Source organism: Jannaschia sp. S6380 (assembly GCF_023015695.1).
Lineage (GTDB): Bacteria > Pseudomonadota > Alphaproteobacteria > Rhodobacterales > Rhodobacteraceae > Jannaschia.
Genome location: NZ_JALKAS010000001.1, coordinates 2,369,109 through 2,390,990 on the forward strand (window position 1 = coordinate 2,369,109; position 21,882 = coordinate 2,390,990).

At 69.8% G+C, this 21,882-nt stretch carries 20 protein-coding genes and 1 tRNA gene; 11 read left to right on the forward strand and 10 right to left on the reverse strand.

Translation table 11 applies throughout. The annotated features are described in order from the left end of the window. Positions 1–11 precede the first annotated feature (11 nt). Positions 12–1,934 carry a 4Fe-4S binding protein gene (locus MWU52_RS12265; protein WP_246952429.1) on the reverse strand — a complete coding sequence of 641 codons (1,923 nt, stop codon included), beginning with the start codon at positions 1,932–1,934 and terminating at the stop codon, positions 12–14. A gap of 110 nt (positions 1,935–2,044) precedes the next feature. On the opposite strand from MWU52_RS12265, the gene MWU52_RS12270 reads away from it, so the two are divergent. The 8 genes from MWU52_RS12270 (at position 2,045) to MWU52_RS18030 (ending at position 9,066) form a co-directional block, all read left to right on the forward strand. Next, positions 2,045–2,593 carry a DUF3305 domain-containing protein gene (locus MWU52_RS12270; RefSeq protein ID WP_246952431.1) on the forward strand — a complete coding sequence of 183 codons (549 nt, stop codon included), beginning with the start codon at positions 2,045–2,047 and terminating at the stop codon, positions 2,591–2,593. Continuing rightward, positions 2,590–3,186, forward strand: a complete 597-nt coding sequence (locus tag MWU52_RS12275; protein WP_246952432.1) for a DUF3306 domain-containing protein — start codon at positions 2,590–2,592, stop codon at positions 3,184–3,186. The genes MWU52_RS12270 and MWU52_RS12275 overlap by 4 nt, the downstream gene beginning before the upstream one ends. 6 nt (positions 3,187–3,192) lie before the next feature. Beyond that, positions 3,193–3,807 carry a molecular chaperone TorD family protein gene (locus MWU52_RS12280; RefSeq protein ID WP_246952434.1) on the forward strand — a complete coding sequence of 205 codons (615 nt, stop codon included), beginning with the start codon at positions 3,193–3,195 and terminating at the stop codon, positions 3,805–3,807. Between the two features lie 27 nt (positions 3,808–3,834). Further along, positions 3,835–4,026, forward strand: a complete 192-nt coding sequence (locus tag MWU52_RS12285; protein ID WP_246952436.1) for a twin-arginine translocation signal domain-containing protein — start codon at positions 3,835–3,837, stop codon at positions 4,024–4,026. Between the two features lie 13 nt (positions 4,027–4,039). Continuing rightward, positions 4,040–7,021, forward strand: a complete 2,982-nt coding sequence (locus MWU52_RS12290; protein WP_246952438.1) for a formate dehydrogenase subunit alpha — start codon at positions 4,040–4,042, stop codon at positions 7,019–7,021. Positions 7,022–7,032: 11 nt separating this feature from the next. Continuing rightward, the gene (gene fdh3B / locus MWU52_RS12295) at positions 7,033–7,629 is read left to right on the forward strand and encodes a formate dehydrogenase FDH3 subunit beta (protein WP_246952440.1); all 597 of its coding nucleotides are present in this window, start codon (positions 7,033–7,035) and stop codon (positions 7,627–7,629) included. 68 nt (positions 7,630–7,697) lie between these two features. Further along, the gene (locus MWU52_RS12300; RefSeq protein WP_246952443.1) at positions 7,698–8,936 is read left to right on the forward strand and encodes a formate dehydrogenase subunit gamma; all 1,239 of its coding nucleotides are present in this window, start codon (positions 7,698–7,700) and stop codon (positions 8,934–8,936) included. A gap of 4 nt (positions 8,937–8,940) precedes the next feature. Continuing rightward, positions 8,941–9,066: a hypothetical protein gene (locus tag MWU52_RS18030; protein WP_281493954.1), complete on the forward strand. Its 126-nt coding sequence runs from the start codon at positions 8,941–8,943 to the stop codon at positions 9,064–9,066. On the opposite strand, the gene MWU52_RS12305 is transcribed toward MWU52_RS18030, so the two are convergent. The 7 genes from MWU52_RS12305 to MWU52_RS12335 form a co-directional block, all read right to left on the reverse strand. Continuing rightward, positions 9,063–10,022 carry an SIS domain-containing protein gene (locus MWU52_RS12305; protein WP_246952445.1) on the reverse strand — a complete coding sequence of 320 codons (960 nt, stop codon included), beginning with the start codon at positions 10,020–10,022 and terminating at the stop codon, positions 9,063–9,065. The two genes, MWU52_RS18030 and MWU52_RS12305, sit on opposite strands and share 4 nt — an antisense overlap. Next, positions 10,019–10,906: a PfkB family carbohydrate kinase gene (locus MWU52_RS12310; RefSeq protein WP_246952447.1), complete on the reverse strand. Its 888-nt coding sequence runs from the start codon at positions 10,904–10,906 to the stop codon at positions 10,019–10,021. The genes MWU52_RS12305 and MWU52_RS12310 overlap by 4 nt, the downstream gene beginning before the upstream one ends. Continuing rightward, positions 10,903–11,949 carry a sn-glycerol-3-phosphate ABC transporter ATP-binding protein UgpC gene (gene ugpC, locus MWU52_RS12315; RefSeq protein ID WP_246952449.1) on the reverse strand — a complete coding sequence of 349 codons (1,047 nt, stop codon included), beginning with the start codon at positions 11,947–11,949 and terminating at the stop codon, positions 10,903–10,905. The genes MWU52_RS12310 and ugpC overlap by 4 nt, the downstream gene beginning before the upstream one ends. Before the next feature lie 4 nt (positions 11,950–11,953). Then, a complete protein-coding gene (gene argH, locus MWU52_RS12320) occupies positions 11,954–13,438 on the reverse strand; it encodes an argininosuccinate lyase (protein ID WP_246952450.1) in 1,485 nt (494 codons plus the stop codon). Positions 13,439–13,622: 184 nt separating this feature from the next. Next, entirely contained in the window at positions 13,623–14,510 is an 888-nt protein-coding gene (locus tag MWU52_RS12325) for a carbohydrate ABC transporter permease (protein WP_246952452.1), read from the reverse strand. Between the two features lies 1 nt (position 14,511). Then, the gene (locus MWU52_RS12330; RefSeq protein WP_246952454.1) at positions 14,512–15,405 is read right to left on the reverse strand and encodes a sugar ABC transporter permease; all 894 of its coding nucleotides are present in this window, start codon (positions 15,403–15,405) and stop codon (positions 14,512–14,514) included. Positions 15,406–15,457: 52 nt separating this feature from the next. Further along, a complete protein-coding gene (locus tag MWU52_RS12335; RefSeq protein WP_246952456.1) occupies positions 15,458–16,696 on the reverse strand; it encodes an extracellular solute-binding protein in 1,239 nt (412 codons plus the stop codon). Positions 16,697–16,819: 123 nt separating this feature from the next. On the opposite strand from MWU52_RS12335, the gene MWU52_RS12340 reads away from it, so the two are divergent. From MWU52_RS12340 to MWU52_RS12350, 3 genes are read left to right on the forward strand one after another with little or no spacing between them, the layout of a single operon-like run. Continuing rightward, positions 16,820–17,989, forward strand: a complete 1,170-nt coding sequence (locus MWU52_RS12340) for an ROK family transcriptional regulator (RefSeq protein ID WP_246952458.1) — start codon at positions 16,820–16,822, stop codon at positions 17,987–17,989. 9 nt (positions 17,990–17,998) lie between these two features. Continuing rightward, the gene (locus MWU52_RS12345) at positions 17,999–20,269 is read left to right on the forward strand and encodes a PIG-L family deacetylase (RefSeq protein ID WP_246952460.1); all 2,271 of its coding nucleotides are present in this window, start codon (positions 17,999–18,001) and stop codon (positions 20,267–20,269) included. After that, complete coding sequence (locus tag MWU52_RS12350; RefSeq protein ID WP_246952462.1) at positions 20,253–21,122, forward strand: DMT family transporter; 870 nt, start codon at positions 20,253–20,255, stop codon at positions 21,120–21,122. The genes MWU52_RS12345 and MWU52_RS12350 overlap by 17 nt, the downstream gene beginning before the upstream one ends. Before the next feature lie 9 nt (positions 21,123–21,131). Here the strand turns inward: MWU52_RS12350 and MWU52_RS12355 are convergent. Further along, positions 21,132–21,208, reverse strand: a tRNA-Pro gene (locus tag MWU52_RS12355). Between the two features lie 45 nt (positions 21,209–21,253). Continuing rightward, positions 21,254–21,871, reverse strand: a complete 618-nt coding sequence (locus tag MWU52_RS12360; RefSeq protein WP_246952464.1) for a methyl-accepting chemotaxis protein — start codon at positions 21,869–21,871, stop codon at positions 21,254–21,256. Between the last annotated feature and the right edge of the window lie 11 nt (positions 21,872–21,882).

Sequence of the window (21,882 nt, forward strand, 5' to 3'; positions counted from 1 at the left end):
GGGTCTCTCCGTCAGTTGAGGTAATCGTCGCTGCTGCGCGTCTTGGGGCGCGGGCGGGACGCGAAGGGGTTGTTTTCGGAATGCGCCATCGCGTCCACCCGGCAGGTGTCGCACATGCGGATCATGCGGGCCTTGTCGCCCCCGAACATCGCATGCTTGTCGGCCAGCATGCCCGCAATCCGCTCGACGGTGGCGGCCGTGCCGAACGCCTTGCCGCATTCGACGCAGAGCGCCGGCTCCTCCGCGTTCAGGACGCGGGGCGACAGGGCGGCAGGGCTGAGGTCGAGCTGCGGCCGCAGCGCGATCGCATCCTCGGGGCAGATATTGGCGCAGAGGCCGCATTGCAGGCAGGCATCCTCCTGGAACCGCAATTCGGGCCGGTCCGGGTTGTCCAGAAGCGCGCCCGACGGGCAGAGCGACACGCAGGACAGACACAGCGTGCAGGCCTCGGTATCGACCAGCACCGCGCCATAGGGCGCGCCCGCCGGCAGCGGCAGAACGGGCGTGCCGCCTTGCAGCGCCGTCGCCGCGACCCGCGTGACCTGGCGGCGCGTGCCCAGCGGCAGGATCGGATCGCGGTCGCAGGCCGGGACCGGATCGCGGGTCGCGGCCTCCAGCGCGTCGGGCTCGCCCGCATCCGGCAGGCGGACCAGATCGTGCCCCGCCAGGGCATTAGCCAACGCGACCTGCGCGGTCAGCGGCCCACGTTCGGTCCGGGGGCCGGGCAGGATATCGACCCGCGCGAACCCCGCGCCCAGGGCCGCGACCGCCTCGGCATGGCCGAACGCGGCGAGGGCGGGCAGTTCCAGCGGCACGGCATGGGCGGGAAGGCCGCGCCCGTGGCGCGCCGACAGGGCGATCATCTCGCGCCCGTATTCGTCGTGGACCAGCAGGGTCGGCGTGGCGCCCATGCCGCGAAATACGCGGGCCAGAACCTCGATCCGGCGGAAGACGTCGTCGACCGGCGGCGCATCATAGGCGATGGCCCCCGACGGGCAGGTCGCCGAGCAGGCCCCGCACCCGGCGCAGACCATCGGATCGACGGTGACATGTTCGCCTGCCGGCAGGATCGCCCCGGTCGGGCAGAGGTCGAGGCAGCGGATGCAGCCCGTCTGCTCGGCCCGCGAATGCGCGCAGAGGGCCGGTTCGACCCGGACATGCAGCACCTTCTCGAACGTACCGACCATCTGGCTGGCCTCGAGGATGGCGTCGGCCACGGCCTGGCGGTCGCCGGGATCGGGACGCAGATAGCCCTCGCGCTTGTGATGCGCCGGAAACAGCGGCGTGCCGCCCGTCAGATCCAGGATCACGTCGCAGCGCGTCTTCGCCCCGTCGCGCGCGGGCCCGAAGGCGATCGCGCGCCCGGCCGGATCGACCTGCCGCAAGCCGTCCAGCGTCAGGTCGAACCCGCCGAAGGCGCCGGTCGCGCGTCGGATGCGGCCCGACACGATGTCCACCGCCCGCGTCTCCGGCGCCGCCGACCCTTCGGGCAGAAGCACCGTGACGGCGAGCGCGTCCTTCAGCCGCGCCGCCGCCGCCATCGCGCGGTCCGCCGGACCGACGATCAGGCACAATCCCTGGGACGCCACGTCGAGCACGCGGGGCGCCGGCGCGGGCAGCGCGGCCTCGGCCAGCAGCGCGGTCTGCTTGGGCGTCGCCGGGCCGTCATCGGACCAGCCGGCCCGGTCGCGGATATCGGTGAACATCGGCGGCGCCACGCCGCCCTCGGCCGCAAGTGCCGCCAGGCGCGGCGCCTCCTGCGCGCAAGCCATCAGCGTGTCGGGCTGGGCGAAGGCGCGGGCGACCACCTCGGGCGCGGCCAGGCACAGCGCGTCATGCACCCGCCCGCAGGCCCGGCCGGTCGCCTGCGACAGCGCGTCCGCATCCAGTTCCTGCGTCCCCGCGCAACTGCAAAGAACCAGATGTCCGCCCATGGATTCCCTCCGGAGGTTCGGGCGCAACTTGGCCACGCGACCGGTGCGGTTGCAAGCAGTCCGCCGAATGCCCCTTTCGCGCGGCGCCGCTTTCACGGCAACATGGCCGCATGGACGAGACGCCGAAGACCGCCACCATGCCCATCGGGGTGCTGCTCCGCCGCAGCCCCGGCGTCACCCGCTGGGTGGCGCAGGTCTGGACCCTGGCCGGAATCGTGCCACACGCCCCGCCCGCCGACTGGACGCCGCTCCGCGACGACGGAACGGTAGCCGAATTCCACGCCGCGACCCTGACGCTGGAGTTGCATCGCAAGGACACCGACAGCCTGATCCAGAACCTGACGGCGCAGGTGCCTTCGGTCTGGGTCGCACTGCGCGGGGCCGGACGGCCCGAACCGGTCAAGGTCACCGCCAGCCCGTTCGAGGCCAGCTTCCACGAGATCGACGCCGAGGATCGGGTCGAGAAGGTCGCGATGCCGGCGGGCATGGTCGAATGGGTGGAAGCGTTCGTGGCGCTGCACCATGTCGACGAACCCTTCGTGAAGCGCCGCCGCGACAAGCATCGCGAAGGGGCCGCGCAGGACGGGATCGGCGACGCGCGCATCGCGCAGGGCGCCGATGTCTGGCGCAATCCGCAATCGCTGCGTGGGCGGCGGTGAGCGACTTCTGGGCCCGCCGCAAGCGCGCCGTCGAAGCGGCGGAGACCGCCGAGGCGCGGGCCCGGGAGGCGCGCGCGGCCGAAGCCGAGGTGGCCGAGCTGGCCGACCTGCCCGAGGCGGAAATCCTGGAGCGCCTGTCCCTGCCCGACCCCGACAGCGTTCGGTCGGGCGACGACGTCGCGGCGTTTCTGGCGCGCGCGGTGCCGAACCATATCCGCAACCGGGCACTGCGCAGCCTGTGGCGGTCGAACCCGATCCTAGCGAACCTGGACGGGCTGAACGACTACGACGGGGACTTTACCGGCGATGGCCTGAACGGCGGGGCGCTGCGCACTTCCTACGAGGTGGGCAAGGGGCTGGCCGCCCATCTCCGCCACCTGTCCGAACCGAACCCCGCACCCGATGCCGAGGTCGTGGCCGAGCCGGAAGCGCCCCTCGGTGCGGACGTGCATGATGACGCAGGGGAACCGATTTCTCTTGCCCGAACGCCCCCGGCAGAGGATGATCGCGATACGGACGGCGCGGCGGAGGAGGTCGCGCCCGCCGTGGTGGAGGCACTGCCCCGGATGCGCTTCACCTTCGAGGGAGACTGAGAGCGAATGAACGCCAGCGCCCCCGCACCCGCGGGCCAGCCAGCCGAGGAAGACCGCCTTCGCGCGGATCTCTACAATTATCTCGGGCTCGTGCTCGCGCGTCCGATGGACCGGATGGTGCTTGACCAGACGGCGGCGCTGTCGGGCGATTCCACGCCGCTGGGCCGGGCGATCCACGATCTGGCGGGGGTCGCGCGACAGGCCGATCCGGTTTCGGTCCGCCGCGAATACGACGCGCTCTTCATCGGTTTGGGGCGGGGCGAGTTGTTGCCCTATGCCAGCTACTACCTGACCGGGTTCCTGAACGAAAAGCCGCTCGCCGCACTGCGCGCCGATTTCACCCGGCTGGGCCTCGCCCGGGCCGGGGGCGTGTTCGAACCCGAGGACGGCATCGCCTCGCTGATGGAGGTGATGGGCGCGATCATCGTCGGCCGCTTCGGCGCGCCGGTGGCGATGTCGCGACAGCGCGAGTTCTGGGCCCGGCATGTCGGCCCTTGGGCGGGGCATTTCTTCGCCGACCTGACGGAGGCCAAGGGCGCGCGGCTTTACGCCGCCGTCGGCCGGGTGGGTCGGGAATTCATGGATATCGAACGCGAGGCGTTCCGGCTGGCGGCCGCCTGAGCGCCGCATCTTCTGGAGGACACGGACATGACCGACGAGACGCAGAACGAAGAGGTCCGGCAGGGGCGCCGGGGGTTCCTGAAGATGGCCGCCGTGGCGCCCGCCGCCGCGGCCGCGACCGTCGCCGGCACCGAGGGGGCCGAGGCCGCCACCGGGCCGCAGAAGGGCCTGGCCGATACCGAGCAGACCCGCGCCTATTACGCCAGCGCACGTTTCTGAGGGGGACACGCACATGCTTCGCAGGAAAACCACGCAGGCCCCCGCCCAGGGCGGCATCGGCCTGATCGACCGCGCCGCGCGCACCGGCGTCGACCGCCGCGCCTTCCTTCGCGGGTCGGGCCTGGCCATCGGCGGCCTGGCCGCGATCGGTGCGACCGGCGGCACCGTCGCCCGCGCCGACATGGCCGAATACGCCGTCGCCGACGGGGTCGAGAAGATCCGGTCTGTCTGCACCCATTGCTCGGTCGGATGCACCGTCGTGGCGGAGGTGTCGAACGGCGTCTGGTTCGGGCAGGAGCCGGCCTACGACTCGCCCTTCAACCTGGGCGCGCATTGCGCCAAGGGCGCCGCCGTGCGCGAACACGCCCATGGCGAACGACGCCTGAAATACCCGATGAAGAAGGTCGCCGGCGCCTGGGAGCGGATCTCCTGGGAGCAGGCCATCGACGAGATCGGCGGCCAGATGCTGCAGATCCGCGAGGAGAGCGGCCCCGACAGCGTCTATTGGCTGGGCAGCGCCAAGCACAACAACGAGCAGGCCTATCTCTTCCGCAAGATGGCCGCCTATTGGGGCACCAACAACGTCGACCACCAGGCGCGCATCTGCCATTCGACCACCGTGGCCGGCGTGGCGAACACATGGGGCTACGGCGCCATGACCAACAGCTACAACGACATCCACAAGTCGAAGGCGATCTTCCTGATCGGCGGCAACCCGGCCGAGGCGCACCCCGTGTCGCTGCTGCACATCCTCAAGGCCAAGGAGGAGAACTCCGCCCCGCTGATCGTCTGCGACCCGCGCTACACGCGCACCGCGGCCCATGCCGACGAATTCGTGCGCTTCCGGCCCGGCACCGACGTCGCCCTCGTCTGGGGCATCCTGTGGCACATCTTCGACAATGGGTGGGAGGACAAGGAATTCATCCGCACCCGCGTCTGGGGCATGGATCAGATCCGCGACGAGGTCGCCCGCTGGACCCCCGAGGAGGTCGAGCGCGTGACCGGCGCGCCCGGCAGCCAGCTGCGCCGCGTGGCCCGCACCCTGGCCGAGAACCGGCCCGGCACCGTCATCTGGTGCATGGGCGGCACCCAGCACACCAACGGCAACAACAACACCCGCGCCTATTGCGTGCTGCAACTGGCACTCGGCAACATGGGCACATCCGGGGGCGGCACCAACATCTTCCGCGGCCATGACAACGTGCAGGGCGCGACCGATCTGGGCGTGCTGGCCGACACGCTGCCGGGCTATTACGGCCTGTCCGACGGATCCTGGGCCCACTGGGCGCGGGTCTGGGACGAGGACCTCGACTGGCTGCGTGGCAATTTCGCGACCATGGTCGGGCAGGGCGCCGACGGCGCCGACCGGATGATGATGAACGAGACCGGCATCCCGGTCAGCCGCTGGATCGACGGCGTGCTGGAGGAGGCCGAAAACCTGGACCAGCCCGCCAACACCCGCGCCATGGTGTTCTGGGGCCACGCCCCCAACAGCCAGACCCGGATGAAGGAAATGAAGACCGCGATGGAGAAGCTCGACCTTCTCGTGGTGGTCGATCCCTATCCGACGCTGACGGCCGTGATGCAGGACCGCGAGGACGGCGTCTATCTGCTACCGGCCTGCACCCAGTTCGAGACGCGCGGCTCGGTCACGGCGTCCAACCGTTCGCTGCAATGGCGCGACCGCGTGGTCGAGCCCCTGTTCGAGAGCTTGCCGGACCATACCATCATGGCGATGTTCGCCGACAAGTTCGGCTTCAAGGATCGCCTGTTCCGCAACATCGCCATCGACGGCGCCGAGCCGAACGTCGAGGATATCACCCGCGAGTTCAATCGCGGCATGTGGACGATCGGCTATACCGGCCAGTCGCCCGAGCGCCTCAAGATGCACATGGCCAACCAGCATACGTTCGACAAGACGACGCTGCGCGCCAATGGCGGGCCGGCGGATGGCGACTATTACGGTCTGCCCTGGCCGTCCTGGGGCACGCCCGAGATGAACCATCCGGGCACCGCCAACCTCTATGACATGTCGCTGCCGGTGGCCGAGGGCGGCCTGACCTTCCGCGCCCGCTTCGGGGTGGAAAAGGACGGCGAGAACCTTCTTGCCGAGGGCGTGGCGAGCGTCGGGTCGGAGATCCAGGACGGCTATCCCGAGTTCACCATGCAGATGCTGCAGGACCTGGGCTGGGACGGCGACCTGACGCAGGACGAACGCGCGATGATCGAGTGGGTCTCGGGCCTGCGCGGCGCGCGGCCCGGCGAGGAAGAGGTCGGCGAGACGTCGCAGCAGGGCGAGATCCCCTCCGACTACAAGGAGAAGGTCGCCGGCGTGAACTGGAAGACCGACCTCTCGGGCGGCATCCAGCGGGTGGCCATCGCCCATGGCTGCGCCCCCTTCGGCAACGCCAAGGCGCGGGCCGTGGTCTGGACCTTCCCCGACCCCGTGCCGCTCCACCGCGAGCCGCTCTATACGCCGCGGCGCGACCTGCTGCCGCAATATGCAACCTACGAGGACAAGAAGTTCTGGCGGGTTCCGACGCGCTATGCCTCGATCCAGACCGAGGATTTCAGCAAGGAATTCCCGATCATCCTGACCTCCGGCCGCCTGGTCGAATACGAGGGCGGCGGCGACGAGACGCGGTCGAACCCCTGGCTTGCCGAGCTGCAGCAGGAGATGTTCGTCGAGATCAACCCGCGCGACGCCAACGATCTGGGCCTGCGCGACGGCGGCGATGTCTGGGTCGAGGGGCCCGAGGCCGGCAAGGTTCTGGTCAAGGCGATGGTGACGCCCCGCGTGGGCGAAGGCGTGGCCTTCATGCCCTTCCACTTCGGCGGCATCTTCGAGGGGCGCGACCTGCGCCACAAGTATCCCGAGGGGGCCGATCCCTACGTCCTGGGCGAATCCACCAACACGGCGCAGACCTACGGCTACGACTCGGTGACCCAGATGCAGGAAACCAAGTCCACCCTGTGCAAGATCTACGCGGCGTAAGGAGAGAGATCATGGCAAGAGCGAAGTTCCTCGTCGACGCCGAGCGCTGCATCGAATGCAACGCCTGCGTCACCGCCTGCAAGAACGAGCACGAGGTCCCCTGGGGCATCAACCGCCGCAAGGTGGTCACGATCCAGGACGGCCAACCGGGCGAGCGTTCGATCTCGGTCGCGTGCATGCACTGCTCGGACGCGCCCTGCATGGCGGTCTGTCCGACCGATTGCTTCTATCAGACCGATGACGGCGTGGTGCTGCATTCCAAGGATCTGTGCATCGGCTGCGGCTACTGCTTCTACGCCTGCCCGTTCGGTGCGCCGCAATTCCCGACCGCCGGCAATTTCGGCAGCCGCGGCAAGATGGACAAATGCACCTTCTGCGCCGGCGGGCCGGAGACCGACTTCTCGGAGGCCGAGTTCACCAAGTATGGCCGCAACCGCATCGCCGAAGGCAAGCTGCCGATCTGCGCCGAGATGTGCGCGACCAAGGCGCTGCTCGCGGGCGACGCGGCCGAGGTTTCGGACATCTACCGCGAACGCGTGGTGGCCCGCGGCTTCGGCTCGGGCGCCTGGGGATGGTCCACCGCCTACGGGGCGCAGGGCAACCTCTGATCCGACCGAACCCCGGTCCAAGGGCCCGCCAGATGCGGGCCCGAACCAACCCCGAAGGATGGTCGACGATGTTTCGCGCGATTCTCGTGTTCCTCACGCTGACGCTCCCGGCCCTCGCGCAGGACGCCGCGTCACCCGACGGCCCGCTGGTCATCGACCGCAGCACCACCGGCGGCGCCACCACGCTGGAGGAAATCCTGGCCCGGCAGGAGGCCCTGCGCGCCGGAGAGGAACCGCCCCCCGTCGATGACGCCTACCGGCGGACGAATATCGGGGGCCCGGGTCGCCCCACGGACGCGCCGCTGGGTGGCCTGGGCGGAGCGTCGGATGCGGACCTCTGGCGTGGAATCCGGTTCGACACCGCGCCCACCACGACGCAGCAGCGCGGCCCGGCGGCCACGACCCTGATCCAGACCGGCGGGATGGACTGGCTGACCTTCCGCGCCGGCCCCCTGCGGACCTGGGGCGGCGGGCTGCTTCTGGGGACGCTGTTTGCACTGGCCCTGTTCTATCTGCTGCGCGGGCGGATCCGGATCCACGGGCCGCGCACGGGCCGCAAGCTGCTGCGCTTCCGAACCTATGAGAGATTCGCCCACTGGCTCCTGGCCGGCAGCTTCATCGCGCTGGCGATCACCGGACTGCTGGTCCTGTTCGGCCGCGTGGCCTTCATTCCGATCTTCGGGCATGCGGCCTGGGCGCCGGTCGCGCTGGCATCGAAATGGGTGCACAACAATGTCGGCTGGGCCTTCATGGTGGCGCTGGTCGCGATCTTCGTGATGTGGGTCATCCAGAACCTGCCCGACCGGACCGACCTGAAATGGCTGGCCCGCGGCGGCGGCCTGTTCGGGGGCGGACACGTGCCGGCCAAGAAGTTCAATGCCGGGCAGAAGCTGATCTTCTGGTCGGTCATCCTGGGCGGGGCGTCGCTCTCGGCCTCGGGGTTGTCGCTGCTGTTCCCGTTCGAGATGCCGATGTTCGCCGGCACCTTCGAGGTGCTGAACGGGACGGGCGTCTCGCAGGCCCTGGGTCTCGGAACGCTGGAGACAGACCTCACACCACAGGAGGAGATGCAATACGCGCAGCTCTGGCACGGGATCGTCGCCTTCGGCCTGACGGCCGTGATCCTCGCGCATATCTATCTCGGCTCGCTCGGGATGGAGGGGGCATATGACGCGATGGGCGACGGCGAGGTGGAAGAGCAATGGGCGCGCGAGCACCACTCCATCTGGGCCGAGGCCGCGATCGCCGAACGCGACGGACGACCGGCGACCGACACCGTCGCCCCCGACGCCACACCGGCGGAGTGACCCGATGAAGACCATGCTCGCCGCCTTCGCCGCCATCCTCTTGATCGCGATCGTCGCGGATCTGGCGCTGGACGAGATCGGCTTCGAGTCCGACGAACGCCACACGGCCGATTCCGTCCGCCTCGACTAGCGGGTGACCGTCTCCTTGCGCAGGCGGTCGGGCGCGTCGGGGTCCAGGCCACGGGCGCGCGATGCCGCCTCCAGCGCGACATAGGCCGGAACGAGGTCCAGAAGCGCGTCCGACACCGAATGCAACCCCGCGCCGAATGGCATGCGGAGCGGCACCGTGTCGGCCAGCGCCGGCCCGCGGGTCAGATCGTACACCGGATGGCCGTCGCGGATCACCTGCAGCGGGCCATGCCGCAGCTCGGCGGTGGAATAGGCGAGGGCGGGAATGCCGCACAGCTCCATCGCCTTCAGCGCGATCTCCTCGGCCACCCCCAGCGACGGGCCGCGCCCCAGCACCAGCAGGCGGTCATCCATGGCCAGCGACCGCGCCAGTTCGGGCATGGGCGTCGAAAGGGCCGCCCGCAGCGTGTCCGGCAAGCCCTGCAACGAGGCCAGTAGCGACGGGTCGTCCAGCCAATGTCCCAGCAGCAGCGCGCCTGCGAGGACCGAGTTCACGAAGCTCTTGGTCGCGGCCACGGCCCGTTCGGGGCCTGCATGGATATCGATCACCAGCTCGGCCTCCCGCGCCAGCGGGGCGTCGGGCGTGTTCGTCAGCACCACCAGCGCGGCGCCGCCGGACCGCAACGCGCGTGCCGACGCGATCAGGTCCGTGGACCGGCCCGACTGGCTGATGGCGACGGCCACCTGCCCGGCGACGCGCGGGCGCTGCGCGTGGAGCGAGGCCAGCGACGGCGGATAGCTGGCCGGGACGATGCCGGAAGCCTGCCCGCAGGCATAGGCCAGGACCGTCGCCGCATGATCCGAGGAGCCGCGCGCCACCGTCACCATCATCGCCGGATCGCGCCTGCGCAGATGTCGGGCGACGTCCCGGATCGACCCCTGCCCGCGGTCCAGCAGACGCGCCGCCGCCTCGGGGATCTCGTCGATCTCCCGCGCGAGAAGGGTCGGGCCGGTCACTGCGCCGCCGCGAGGCCGGTGCGGCTCTGCCGGATCGCCTTCGTTCCGGTCATCCCGCCGACCGCCGCCACGGCCGCTGCGCCGCATTCGATGCCGCCTTCCAGGCAGTCGGGCAGCGGCCGACCGTCGAGCCAGCGATGAAGGAACCCGGCATTGAACGCGTCCCCGGCCCCGGTCGGGTCGCGGCAGGGACCCGACCGGGCGGCGCGATCGATCGGCGTGCCGCCGTCATGCGCCGTCGCGCCCCGGTCGCCCCGCTTGACCACGGTCAGGGGCGCCGGGCGGACGGGCAGGCCAAGATCCGTCAGATAGGCGCTCTCATCGGCATTGGGCAGGAACAGGTCGACCCCGGCGACCAAGGGGGCCACGCCGGCATCCAGCCCCGCATCCCATCCGCAGTCGAGCGAGACGGTCATTCCGGCCGACCTCGCCTGCTCCAGGAGCGCCGGCCGGTCCACCAGGGTCCGCAACTCGCCGATATGAAGGTGGACGAAGCCCCGCGCGCCAAGCGCCGAGATGTCGATCTCGGGCGCCACGGCCCCGGTGGCGCGGGTCAGGAAGGCGCGGTCCCCGCCCGCGACGATGGCCACCGTGACCTGCGGATCGCGCGGTACGGGATCGGCGGCGAGGAGGGTCGTATCGACCCCCTGGCCCCGGAGGTCGGCCAGGATGCCGTCGTCGAACGGCGCACCGGGCAGATGGGCGGCAAGCGCGACCTCGCGCCCCGACGCGGCGAGATAGGCGGCGGTGATCGCGGCCCCGCCGCCGGCATGCAGCGCCAAACCGCCGGCGAATGTCTCCGTCCCGAGCGTCGGCAAAGCGGGAACGCCGGTGAAGACGAGATCCGCGTAGAGCCGTCCGAGACAGAGGACCTTGCCGTTCATGTCAGCGCGATACCCGAGGCGCGGTCGAACAGGTGCAGATCCTGCGTGGCCGCCCCGAGGCGCACCGTCGCGCCGACCTCGGGCGGGCGGCGGCCGTCGGCCTTGGCGATGATCTCGCCCGCGGCGGTCTCGACATAGATCAGGGTCTCGGGGCCCAGCGGCTCGCGCACGGTGACGCGGCCCTCGATCAGCGGGTCGCGCTCGACGGGGTGCAGATCGTCGGGCCGGACCCCCAGCAGGACCTCGCCCGCGCCGCGGTTCAGCGCCGCCGCGCCGCCCGCCGACAGCTGCACCGTGCCGCCCTCGGCGCGTCCTTCCAGCAGGTTCATGCTCGGCGCGCCGATGAAACGCGCGACAAAGGTGTTGGCCGGGCTCCGATAGACCTCGGACGGCGTGCCGACCTGCTGGATATGGCCGTCCTTCATGATGACGATCCGGTCGGCCATGGTCATCGCCTCCACCTGGTCGTGGGTAACGAAGACGATGGTGTTCCCGACGCGGTGATGCAGCTTCTTGATTTCCAGCCGCATCTGCGTGCGCAGTTGCGCGTCGAGGTTCGACAGCGGCTCGTCGAACAGGAACACCGCCGGGTCGCGCACCAGCGCCCGGCCGATGGCCACGCGTTGCCGCTGGCCGCCCGAAAGCTGGTTGGGCTTGCGGTCCAGCAGCGCCGTCATGTCCAGTATCTCGGCCACCTCGTCGATGCGCCGTTCCTTGTCGGGCTTGGGCATTCGCGAGGAGCGCAGCCCGAAACCGATGTTCCGTCGCACCGTCATATGCGGATAGATGGCGTAGTTCTGGAACACCATGGCGATGTCCCGGTCCTTCGGCTCCAGCCGCGACACGTCGCGACCGCCGATGGCGACCGTCCCGTCCGAGACCTCCTCCAACCCGGCGATCAGGCGCAGCGTGGTCGACTTGCCGCAGCCCGACGGCCCGACGAAGACGACGAACTCGCCATCGGCCACCGACAGGTCGATGCCGTGCAGAACCTCGGTCGCGCCGTAGCGTTTGGTCAGGTTGGAGAGCGTCAGGTCTGCCATTGTGTCAGGGCTCCAGCAAGTCGGAAAATGCCTGTTTCAGGCTCTGCTCGGCGGTTTCGTGACGCATGCGACGGTCGTGGCGGCGGCCCGAAAGGGTTCCCAACTCGTCGCGATACAGGGCCAGCGCTGTATCCAGCGCGGCCGGCGCCGGGCCGCCGATCCGGTCCCGGCGGGCGACGAAGGTCGCGGGGTCCACGGCTTGGGCGAAATCCGCATCGGTCATGCGCGGCGCGCGGCCGGCCACTTCCTCGAACGCGGCGCAGAACGCCGCCGTCCCCTGGCCCAGGGGCCGGTCGCGGGCGATCACCTCGCGCGCGGTCCGCGCGGCGACCGCGTGGGCCGCGCGAAAGGTCAGCCCCTCGTCGCGGACCAGCGTGTCGGCAAGCTCGGTGACGGTGATGCAGGCCGCATCCGCGTTGCGGCGCACCCGGTCGCCGTCGATCCGGGCAGCCGCGACGACGGCGGCCATCAGGTCCAGCATCCGGCCACCGCTGTCGAAGGCGGCATATCCGGCCTGCTGCACTTCCCCTTCGCTGTCGTTCATGTCGGTGAAGGGCGTGTTGCGCATCGTGTCGACCATCGTGTCGCAACGGCCGGCGGTGACGGCCGCCAGATGGCGCATGTGTTCGATCGGGACGGGGTTTCGCTTCTGCGGCATGATCGAGCTGATCTGCACCAGGCTGCGCGGCAGGTGGAGCTGCCCCACCTCAAAGGCCGACCAGAAGGCGAAATCCTGCACCACGCGGCCCAGGTGGACGAAGGGCAGCTTCATCGCCGAATAGAGCGCGGTGATATAATCGACGCTGGCGATACAGGCATAGCTGTTCACCGAAACGGCCCCGAAGCCCAGCAGATCCGCCACGCGTTGCCGGTCGATGGGAAAGCCGCTGGTGGTGATCGCGGCGGCGCCCATGGGGCAACGCTCCAACCCGTCGGCGGCGTCCGACAGGCGCACGGCATCGCGGAGCAGCACCTCCAACGCGGCGGCGAGATAGTGGCCGAAGGTCGAAGGCTGCGCCGGCTGCCCATGCGTATAGGCCACGATCAGCGTGTCGCGCTCCGCCCGGGCCTTGTCGAGAAGTGCGGCCGCCAGCGCATACACCTGCCCTTCGAGCACCGTCACCCGCGCGCGCAGGGCCATCTTGAACAGCGTGTGGTCCATGTCGTTGCGCGACCGCGCGGTGTGCAGCGCCCCGCCCAGATCGCCCAGTCGGCCGCGCAGCTCGGCCTCGACCAGGAAGAACCAGTCCTCATGCGCGCCGGTATATGTCAGCGCGTCGCGGTCGGTGGTGGCGGCGATGTCGCGCAGGGCGCCCGCGATGGCGCGCCCGTCATCACGCGACAGGATGCCCGTCTCGACCAGCATCACCAGATGGGCCCGATCGATCGCGTCCATTCCGTCGGCGTAATGCGCCTTCACCCCATCGAAGAGGGGCGCCAGCACCGTCTCGCGATAGACCGGGTGCGGAAAGGCATCGAGGTCGGTCATGTCTGCGTCACGCCCATCTCCGGCGGCACCTTCCTCTGGCCCGAAATACCTCGGGGGTACGGGGGCGGCGCTCCCGCCCGGGCCACGGCACGATCCGCCTGCTTCGCCGAACCGGTCCTGAGCTCCGCCCGTTCGGGCCTCGGACCGTCCACTGAACGATCCGTCGGCTTCGCCGAACCGGTCCTCACCCCTTCAGCCCCGCCATGACGACCCCCCGGATGATGAACCGCTGGAAGATCAGGAACACCACCAGCGTCGGGATGGTCGAGATCGCCGCACCGGTCATGATCAGCTCCCACGCGACGTCGGCCTCGTCGCCGAAGCCCGACAGGCCCACCGGCAGGGTGTACATCTCGACCGAGTTCGTCACGATCAGCGGCCACAGAAACGCGGTCCAGTTGCCCAAGAAGACGAAGATCGCGAGCGCGGCGAGGGCGGGGCGGACCAGCGGCATCGCGACTTCCCACCAGATCTGGAACTCGTTCAGGCCGTCGATCCGTGCCGCCTCGATGAAATCGTCGGGCACGCTTTCGAAGAACTGCTTCATCAGGAAGACGCCGAAGGCCGTCATCAGGCCCGGGAACATGATGCCCCAATAGCTGTCGAGCCAGCCGAACTGCTGCGACATCAGGTACCACGGAATCACCAGCATTTCGGTCGGGATCATCAGCGTCGACAGGATCGCGATGAACACCAGCGTGCGGCCCGGAAAGCGGAACTTGCACAGCGTGTAGCCCACCAGGCTGTCGAAGAGGAGGTTCGAGACCGTCGTCAGCGTCGCAATGACCAGCGAATTGACGAACCAGCCATAGAAGCGACCGTCCTCCAGCACATAGGTGTAGTTCTCCAGCGTGGGTTCCTCGGGAATGAGGTTCACGTTGTAGACCTCGTGCGGCCATTTCAGCGAGGTCGAAATCATGTAGGCGATCGGCATCACCATCAGGATCCCGCCCGCGAACAGGATCAGCCAGCGGATGATCTGCGCGTTGTCGCGCGGGCCGCGCCCCGTGGGCTTGGCCAGCAGCGCCTCGGACGTGGGGCGGACGGGGCCGGGGACTTCGGTCACCGCCATGTCAGTCGCTCCTCAGCAGGCGCAGCTGGATCAGGCTGACGATCAGCAGGATCGTGAACAGCACGACCGTCTGCGCGGCGGCGTAGCCCATGTCGAAGCTGGTGAAGGCGGTCTCGTAGATCATCAGGACGAGGGGCTTGGTCGAATTGAGCGGCCCGCCCGGATTGTTCGTCGTCATGTTGAAGACGTGATCGAAGATCCGCAGGAACCCGATCGAGGAGAACACGACGATGAACACGATTGTCGGTCGCAGCAGCGGCAGCGTGATCTCGGTCAGGACGGTCCACCAGCCCACCCCGTCGATGCGCGCCGCCTCGTAATAGCTGGTCGGGATGGCGCGCAGGCCGGCCATGAAGATGATGATCTGGAAACCCAGCCCCGCCCAGATCGCCGGCGCCAGCACCGCCGGCAGCGCGTTCGTGGTGGAGTTCAGGAACTCGATCTGCGCGATGCCCATCGCCGCCAGCATGTTGTTGAACAGCCCGATCGGGACGCCCTGATAGAACCAGCGCCAGACCCAGGCCATGGCCACCGCGCTGGTCATGAAGGGCAGGAAATACAGCATCCGCAGGAACGAATGGGCGAAGCGCAGTTTGTCGAGGTGATAGGCGATCACGAAGGACAGCAGGAGCGACAGCGGCGTGCCGATCAGCAGGTACTGGAACGTGTTGACGAACACCTTCCAGAACACCGGGTCGTTCCAGAGCTTGGCGTAGTTGTCGAGCCCGGTCCACGTCCGCGAACCCAGCAGGTTCCAATCCTGGAACGAAATCAGGATCGCGTTGCCCGTCGGGTAGAAGCGGATGATCCCGTAGAACAGGACCGGGACCGCCAGGAAGGTCCACGCCCAGGCGATCCGCTTCTGCCGGATGGTCAGGTTTCGATAGAACGACATGGGCGGCCCCGTCGAATGGGGCGGCCCCCGCAAGGGCGCCGCCCGGCGGACGTCACTCGGCGTAGTATTCGTCGAGCAGCGCCTGTTCGGCCTCGGCCGCCTGGGCCAGGCTCTCGGCGGGGTCCTGCCCCTCGATGTCGACGCGGCCCAGCATGTCGACCAGCACCTGACGCTGCCCGCTCTCATCGGCGAACTTGGTGGTGTGGGCATAGTCGAGCCCGCGGATGAACGGGCCGTAGACCGGATCGTTCGCGTTGGCCTCGGTCATGCCGACCGACGGCTTGGCGGGCAGTTCGCCCACGATGTCCAGCCAGATCTGCATCGCCTCGTCCGAGGTGATGTACTCCATGAACTTGACGGCGGCGTCATAGCGCTCGCCCTCCGCCTTGGTCGTGATCGCGTTCACCCAGTAGGAGGAATAATTCGACCGCGTCCCGTCCGGCCCGGCGGGCAGTTCGGCCACCCCGTAACGCAGACCCCTTATGTCGGCGAGCGAGCCGATGCGGAAGCTGCCGTCGATATGCATGCCCGCCCGCTGCGCCTTGAAGGCCGCCTGCGGCTCGTCCATGAAGCCCGACGCGGTGACGCCATGCTCCTTCTCCAGCCCGGCATAGAAGTCGAGCGCGGCCAGACCGGCGTCGCTGTTCCAGTTCACGGTGCGATAGTCGTCGGTGTAGGGCTCTCCGCCGAACTGCCGGACGAGGACCTCGCGGAACCAGTGGTGATCCTGCGCCGTCATGCCGGTGGTGATGCCCACCTGCGTGATGTTGCCGGCGCCGTCGCGCTTGGTCATGGCCTTGGCATGTTCGACCAGCTCGTCCAGCGTCTCGGGCGGGCCGTCCAGACCGGCCTCCTCGAACAGGCGCTCGTTGTAGAACAGCGCCAGGCTGCGCACCGCCGTCGGCAGGGCGTAGTACTGGCCGTCGACCTTCATCGCCTGGACCATCGGGAAGAAGCTCTCGTCGATCTCCTCGGCCGGGAAGGCATCGGCGGGCAGCGGCTGGATCAGCTCGGCCTCGATATAGTCGTTGAGCCAGCCGTAGAAGAGTTGCACCACATCCGGTCCTTCGCCCGCGGGGATCGCGGCGGCGACTTTGGTGCGATAATCGGCATAGGGGAAATGCGTCATCTTGACGGTGATGTCCGGGTTCGCCGCCTCGAAGTTCTCGATCAGCTCCTCCATCGCGGCCACGCGCGCATCGAAGAAATACTGCCAATACTCGATCTCGACGGCCTGCGCCGAACCGGCCATCCCGAATGCAAGCGCCCCCGCCAGGGCCGTTTTCCCCATTCCGAACATCTTCGCCTCCCCTTGAATGGCGTCCGCCGCGCGCCCCCGGGGGCGCCGGTCTGTACGACCCAGCGTTAACTCAACTTGATTGAACGGACAACTGTCTTGAGTTATCGCGGGGTCATGCGACCGACCGTCATCCTGCGCGGCGTCAACGCCGCAAGATCGCGCGACCACAATCGGCAGCTGGTTCTGGGCCACCTGCGCGCGGGCGGCCCGCTGGGCCGCGCGGAACTGGCACGCCGGTCCGGCCTGTCGACCCAGGCCGTCAGCAACATCATCGCCGGGATGGAGGAAGACGGCCTGCTGCGTCCCGAGGGCGCCCGCAGCGGGCGCCGCGGCCTTCCGGCCATGCAGTACACGCTGAACGCCGAGGGCGCCTATGCGTTCGGCGTGGAGATCCGGCCGACCGTCCTGCTGGCGGCGCTGCTGGATTTCGGCGGCACGCCCGTCTGGCAGCGGCGGCTGCCCCTGTCCGAACCCGCCGCGCCCGAACCCGTCGCCGAGGCGCTGCGGTTGATGGTGGCGCGCGCCGGACGCGCCGTGCCGCGCGCGGCGGGGCGGATCCTGGGGGCCGGTGTCGTCATGCCCGGCCCGTTCGGCCGCACCGGCGTGGCGGGTCACGACACCGACCTGCCCGGATGGGACGCGATCGACCCGGCCGGCCACCTGACCGACGCGCTCCGCGTGTCCGTGACGGTCGAAAAGGACGCCAATGCCGCAGCCATGTCCGAGCGGATCTCCTTCGCGGCCGAGGACCTGACCCATTTCGGGTGCCTCTATTTCGGCGCCGGGCTGGGCCTGGGGATCGTCCATGACGGGCGACCCTATGGCGGTGCCTTCGGCAACGCGGGCGAGATCGGCCACATCCCGATCCCCACGCCCGATGGGCCGGTCCCGCTGGAATCCCGCCTGAGCCGTCTGTCGGCCGAACGCCACCTGCGCCGCGCCGGCCACCAGGTTGCCGATATCGAGGGGCTGGAAAGACTCTATCTCGACCGGGACCCCGACTTGATGGCCTGGCTCGACGCGGCCGAGGACCCGCTGCATCAGGCCGTCGCAATCATCGAAAACCTGATCGACCCGCAGACCATCATCCTGAACGGCGCCATGCCGGAGCCGATCGTGCGCCACCTGGTCGACCGGTTCACGCCGCCGGCCCGCTCCGTCGCGCGACGGTCCGACAACCCCCATGCGCCGCTGCGGATCGGAACCTGCAGCCGGATGACCGCCGCCTTGGGCGCCGCGGCGCTGGTGCTAAACCGCAGTTTCACGCCCGCCCTGGCCAGCTAAGGAGCGCCGATGACACCCGATCAGGCCCGACTGGAGGCGGACCGCGCGCGGCCCCGCATCGTGGAACTCTGGCATGCGCTGACCGCGCTGCGGACGCCGCTGACCTTCCTGCAGTCCGGCGCCCATCCCGATGACGAGACCTCGGCGATGCTGGCCGCGCTGCGGTTTCGCGACGGGATCGGCGTGGGCTATGCCTGCGCGACGCGGGGCGAGGGCGGGCAGAACGACATCGGCCGCGCGCGCGGCACGGCGTTGGGCACGTTGCGCACCGCCGAGATGGAAGCCGCCGCCGCCCGCCTCGACATGGACCTTCACTGGCTGGGCACCGGGCCGGAGGACCCGATCCGCGATTTCGGCTTCTCGAAATCGGGCGAGGAGACGCTGGCCCATTGGGGCCGCGACCGCACCCGCGACCGTTTCGCCGCCATCCTGCGCCGGGTGCGGCCCGACATGCTCTGCCCTACCTTCCTCGACGTGCCGGGGCAGCATGGCCACCACCGCGCGATGACCGCGCTCGCCCCCGAGGCGATGGCGCGCGCGGCCGATCCGGGCGTCGCGCTGGATGGCCTGCCCCCCTGGACCGTACAGAAACTCTACCTGCCGGCCTGGTCGGGGGCGGGCCAGGCCTATGACGACGACCTGCCGCCGCCGCCGGCCACGGTGACGGTCCCGGGCGCGGGGCGCGACCCCGTCACCGGCTGGACCTGGGCCCGCATGGGTCAGCATTCGCGCGCCATGCATCGCACGCAGGGAATGGGCCGCTGGCCGCCCGAGGCCGGGGACTTCCCCCTGCACCGCGTCGGCGGCCCGCCCGAGGTGGACGTGTCGGACGGCCTGCCCCGGTCGCTGGCCGATCTGGACATCGCGGGCGGGGCCGCGGTGCAGGCGATGATGGACGCCGCCCGCGATGCCTTCCCGGACCCCGAAGCCGTGGCGCGACATGCCGCGGCGGCGCTGGCCCGGCTGCGCGCCGCACAGCCCGCCCCCGAAGATGCGCATCGCGTCGACCGCAAGATCGCCGAGCTTGGCCGCGTGCTCCACCTGGCCTCGGGCGCCGATATCCGCGCCCATGTCGATGCCGACCTGATCGGGCCGGACGCGGCGGTCGGATTTGATCTTGAGGCTAGCTCCGGCGATGCGCGCGACCTTTCCGTCGACGTCGCCCTGCCCGAGGGATGGCGGCTTGATGGGAACACCCTGAGCGCGAAGGCCCTGCCCGACCCCTATCCGACGGAGTGGCGCCCGCTGTCCCCGCCCCGGCCCGCACTAGAGGTCGGCGCCACCGTCGCCGGTGAGCGGATTGCCATCCGCCTGCCGTTCGACCGCACCCCGGCGCCGATCCCGGATCGGGGCGTTCAGGCGCAACCGCAAACGGATGTCGTCAACCGCGCGGCGACACGGCGGGATTTCACCGTGCAACTGACCCCGCCTGACGCCGCGCTAGATCTGCCGGACGGCTGGGCGCGGGACGGCGACCGCCTGACGCCGCCGCCTTCGGCGCGGGGTCGCCGCGATATCCCGATCCTCCTCGACGGCCGTCCGGCCCGGCAGATCACGCCCGTGCAGGCCCCCCATGTGACGGCCCGGGTCCTGGCGCGTCCGGCGGTGCTGCGCCTCTCGGTGATCGACGCGGCCCTGCCCGAGGGACGGGTCGGATATGTCGGCGCCGGGCACGACCGTGTGGCGCATTGGATGCGGCGCATGGGCCTTGACGTGGTCGAACCATCGGATGCGCAGCTCGACGACGCCGGATATCTCGCTGCGCTGGACAGCCTCGTCATCGGGATCTTCGCACTGCGATTCCGGCCCGGCCTGTCCGGACGGATGCCGGTCCTGCATGCCTGGACCCGGGCGGGCGGCACGCTGCTGACGCTCTATCATCGGCCCTGGGACAACTGGGATCCAGCCGCGACGCCGCCAAAGCGCCTGCAGATCGGGCGGCCCAGCCTGCGCTGGCGGGTCACCGACGCGGGCGCGACCGTGACCCATCTCGCGCCCGACCACGCCGTCCTGTCGGGCCCCAATCGCATCGGTGCGACGGATTGGGAGGGTTGGAACAAGGAACGCGGCCTCTATTTCGCGCAATCCTGGGACCCGGCCTATGTTCCGCTGCTTGCCATGTCCGACCCGGGCGAGGCCCCACTCGAGGGCGCGCTGCTTTCGGCCGAGATCGGCGCCGGGCGGCACACGCATTGCGCCCTGATCCTGCATCACCAGATGGAGATGCTGGTGCCCGGCGCGTTCCGCCTGATGGCGAACCTCGTTGCCCCGCGCGCGTAACCTGTCGGGCGGGGCCTGGCTCCTCGCGGATATGGGTCTCAACATCTGGGCGCTGAGCATCGTCAAGGCGGCGGGGCCCGACATGGCGGCCACGCAGCTCGTCTTCCTGCGCGCGGCGACCGGCCTTTTGCTGATGCTGCCCTGGATCTGGGTCGCCCGGCATCGCTTCGCGCAGGCCCGCGCGCCGGGGCTGCATGTCCTGCGGATCGCACTCTCGACCGTCGCGCTGACCTGCAGCTTCCACGCCGTGGCACGGCTGCCCTTCGCGCTCTTTACCGTGGTCAACTTCACGCGGCCGCTGATGCTGATCGCCTTGGCCGCGCTCTTCCTGCGAGAGCCGGCGACCCCGCGTCGCTGGGCGGCGGCCGTGCTGGGGCTGGGGGGCGTGCTGCTGGCGGTGCGCCCGACGGGGCCATCGGCCGATCCGGCGCTGCTGGTCTTGGGCCTGGCCGTCCTGGCCGGCACGGCGGCCATCGTGGTCACGCGGCGGATCAACGATCAGCCGAGCCTCGTGCTCATGACGAGCTATACTGCCGGCCTGGGCATCGCCACGCTGCCCCTGGCCTGGGCGTCCTGGACGCCGGTACCGCCGCAGACCTGGCCTGTGCTGCTGGCCATCGGCCTTTTCGCGCAGGCCGCGCAGTTCTGCTTCCTGCAGGCGCATCGCCGGGCGGAGGCGGGAATCCTGGCCATCCTCGGATATTCGAGCCTGATCCTGTCGACCGCCGTCGGCTGGGCCGTGTTCGACGAGGTGCCGAACGCCGCCTTCTGGGCCGGGGCCGGGTTGATCGTCCTGGCCAGCTGGACCGCGCGCCGCCCCGTGGGGTTGGGCCCGCCGGCGCCATTTCGATAGGGGGGTGACTGGTCGGGCAGAGAGGATTCGAACCTCCGACCCCCTGCTCCCGAAGCAGGTGCGCTACCAGGCTGCGCCACTGCCCGACCGTGGGCCGGCACATATCGACCCCTCCGGGGCGAGGCAAGGGCCTATCGCGGCGCCACGCCCATGTCCTGCATCCGGTCGAGCGCGGCGGCCGCGTCTTGCGAGAGGGTCCGGATCTGTTCGCCGATGACGGCGAATCCCCGCCCGGCCACACCGGCGCGCGCGGCCTCGACCGAGGCGTTGATGGAGATGAAGTAGATCTGCCGGCTGATGGCCGAAACCTCGCGCGCGGCGACCCGGGACAGGGCGCGCGCATGGGCCTGACGGTCCAGCACCGTCTGGATGAAGGCCGCGCGCAGCAGGTCGAGCGCATCGTCGAGCCGCGGCCGCAACTCCGACATGAGGCGGACGGCGAGGGCCCGGCGCACATCGTCATCCGCGTCGCCCGCCGCGTCGCGCACCTCTGCCCCGGCCCGCTCCAACTGCGTGGCCAGATCCTTCAGCGCACATGCGGCGGCGGGGTCGAGCGTGACGTCATGCGGATCGAGAAGCCGGGCCTGCACCGTGCGGATCACTTCGACGGCGGCATGGGTCGTGTCGCCGACGGCAGCCCCGTTCGCATCGCGGGTCAAAAGCGCGAGCAGCATCGTCGGCAGGACCGGCGACAACCGCTTTTCGATCACGACGATCGGATCCTGACGCCAGTCGACGCGTTCGGCCATGGTGGTTTTCC

What these genes read in the sequence shown, in the direction of transcription:
- MWU52_RS12265 (WP_246952429.1), bottom strand. Translation starts at nt 1,934, where the DNA reads ATGGGCGGACATCTGGTTCTTTGCAGTTGCGCGGGGACGCAGGAACTG.
- MWU52_RS12270 (WP_246952431.1), top strand. Translation starts at nt 2,045, where the DNA reads ATGGACGAGACGCCGAAGACCGCCACCATGCCCATCGGGGTGCTGCTC.
- MWU52_RS12280 (WP_246952434.1), top strand. Translation starts at nt 3,193, where the DNA reads ATGAACGCCAGCGCCCCCGCACCCGCGGGCCAGCCAGCCGAGGAAGAC.
- MWU52_RS12285 (WP_246952436.1), top strand. Translation starts at nt 3,835, where the DNA reads ATGACCGACGAGACGCAGAACGAAGAGGTCCGGCAGGGGCGCCGGGGG.
- MWU52_RS12290 (WP_246952438.1), top strand. Translation starts at nt 4,040, where the DNA reads ATGCTTCGCAGGAAAACCACGCAGGCCCCCGCCCAGGGCGGCATCGGC.
- fdh3B (WP_246952440.1), top strand. Translation starts at nt 7,033, where the DNA reads ATGGCAAGAGCGAAGTTCCTCGTCGACGCCGAGCGCTGCATCGAATGC.
- MWU52_RS12300 (WP_246952443.1), top strand. Translation starts at nt 7,698, where the DNA reads ATGTTTCGCGCGATTCTCGTGTTCCTCACGCTGACGCTCCCGGCCCTC.
- MWU52_RS18030 (WP_281493954.1), top strand. Translation starts at nt 8,941, where the DNA reads ATGAAGACCATGCTCGCCGCCTTCGCCGCCATCCTCTTGATCGCGATC.
- MWU52_RS12310 (WP_246952447.1), bottom strand. Translation starts at nt 10,906, where the DNA reads ATGAACGGCAAGGTCCTCTGTCTCGGACGGCTCTACGCGGATCTCGTC.
- ugpC (WP_246952449.1), bottom strand. Translation starts at nt 11,949, where the DNA reads ATGGCAGACCTGACGCTCTCCAACCTGACCAAACGCTACGGCGCGACC.
- argH (WP_246952450.1), bottom strand. Translation starts at nt 13,438, where the DNA reads ATGACCGACCTCGATGCCTTTCCGCACCCGGTCTATCGCGAGACGGTG.
- MWU52_RS12325 (WP_246952452.1), bottom strand. Translation starts at nt 14,510, where the DNA reads ATGGCGGTGACCGAAGTCCCCGGCCCCGTCCGCCCCACGTCCGAGGCG.
- MWU52_RS12330 (WP_246952454.1), bottom strand. Translation starts at nt 15,405, where the DNA reads ATGTCGTTCTATCGAAACCTGACCATCCGGCAGAAGCGGATCGCCTGG.
- MWU52_RS12335 (WP_246952456.1), bottom strand. Translation starts at nt 16,696, where the DNA reads ATGGGGAAAACGGCCCTGGCGGGGGCGCTTGCATTCGGGATGGCCGGT.
- MWU52_RS12340 (WP_246952458.1), top strand. Translation starts at nt 16,820, where the DNA reads ATGCGACCGACCGTCATCCTGCGCGGCGTCAACGCCGCAAGATCGCGC.
- MWU52_RS12345 (WP_246952460.1), top strand. Translation starts at nt 17,999, where the DNA reads ATGACACCCGATCAGGCCCGACTGGAGGCGGACCGCGCGCGGCCCCGC.
- MWU52_RS12360 (WP_246952464.1), bottom strand. Translation starts at nt 21,871, where the DNA reads ATGGCCGAACGCGTCGACTGGCGTCAGGATCCGATCGTCGTGATCGAA.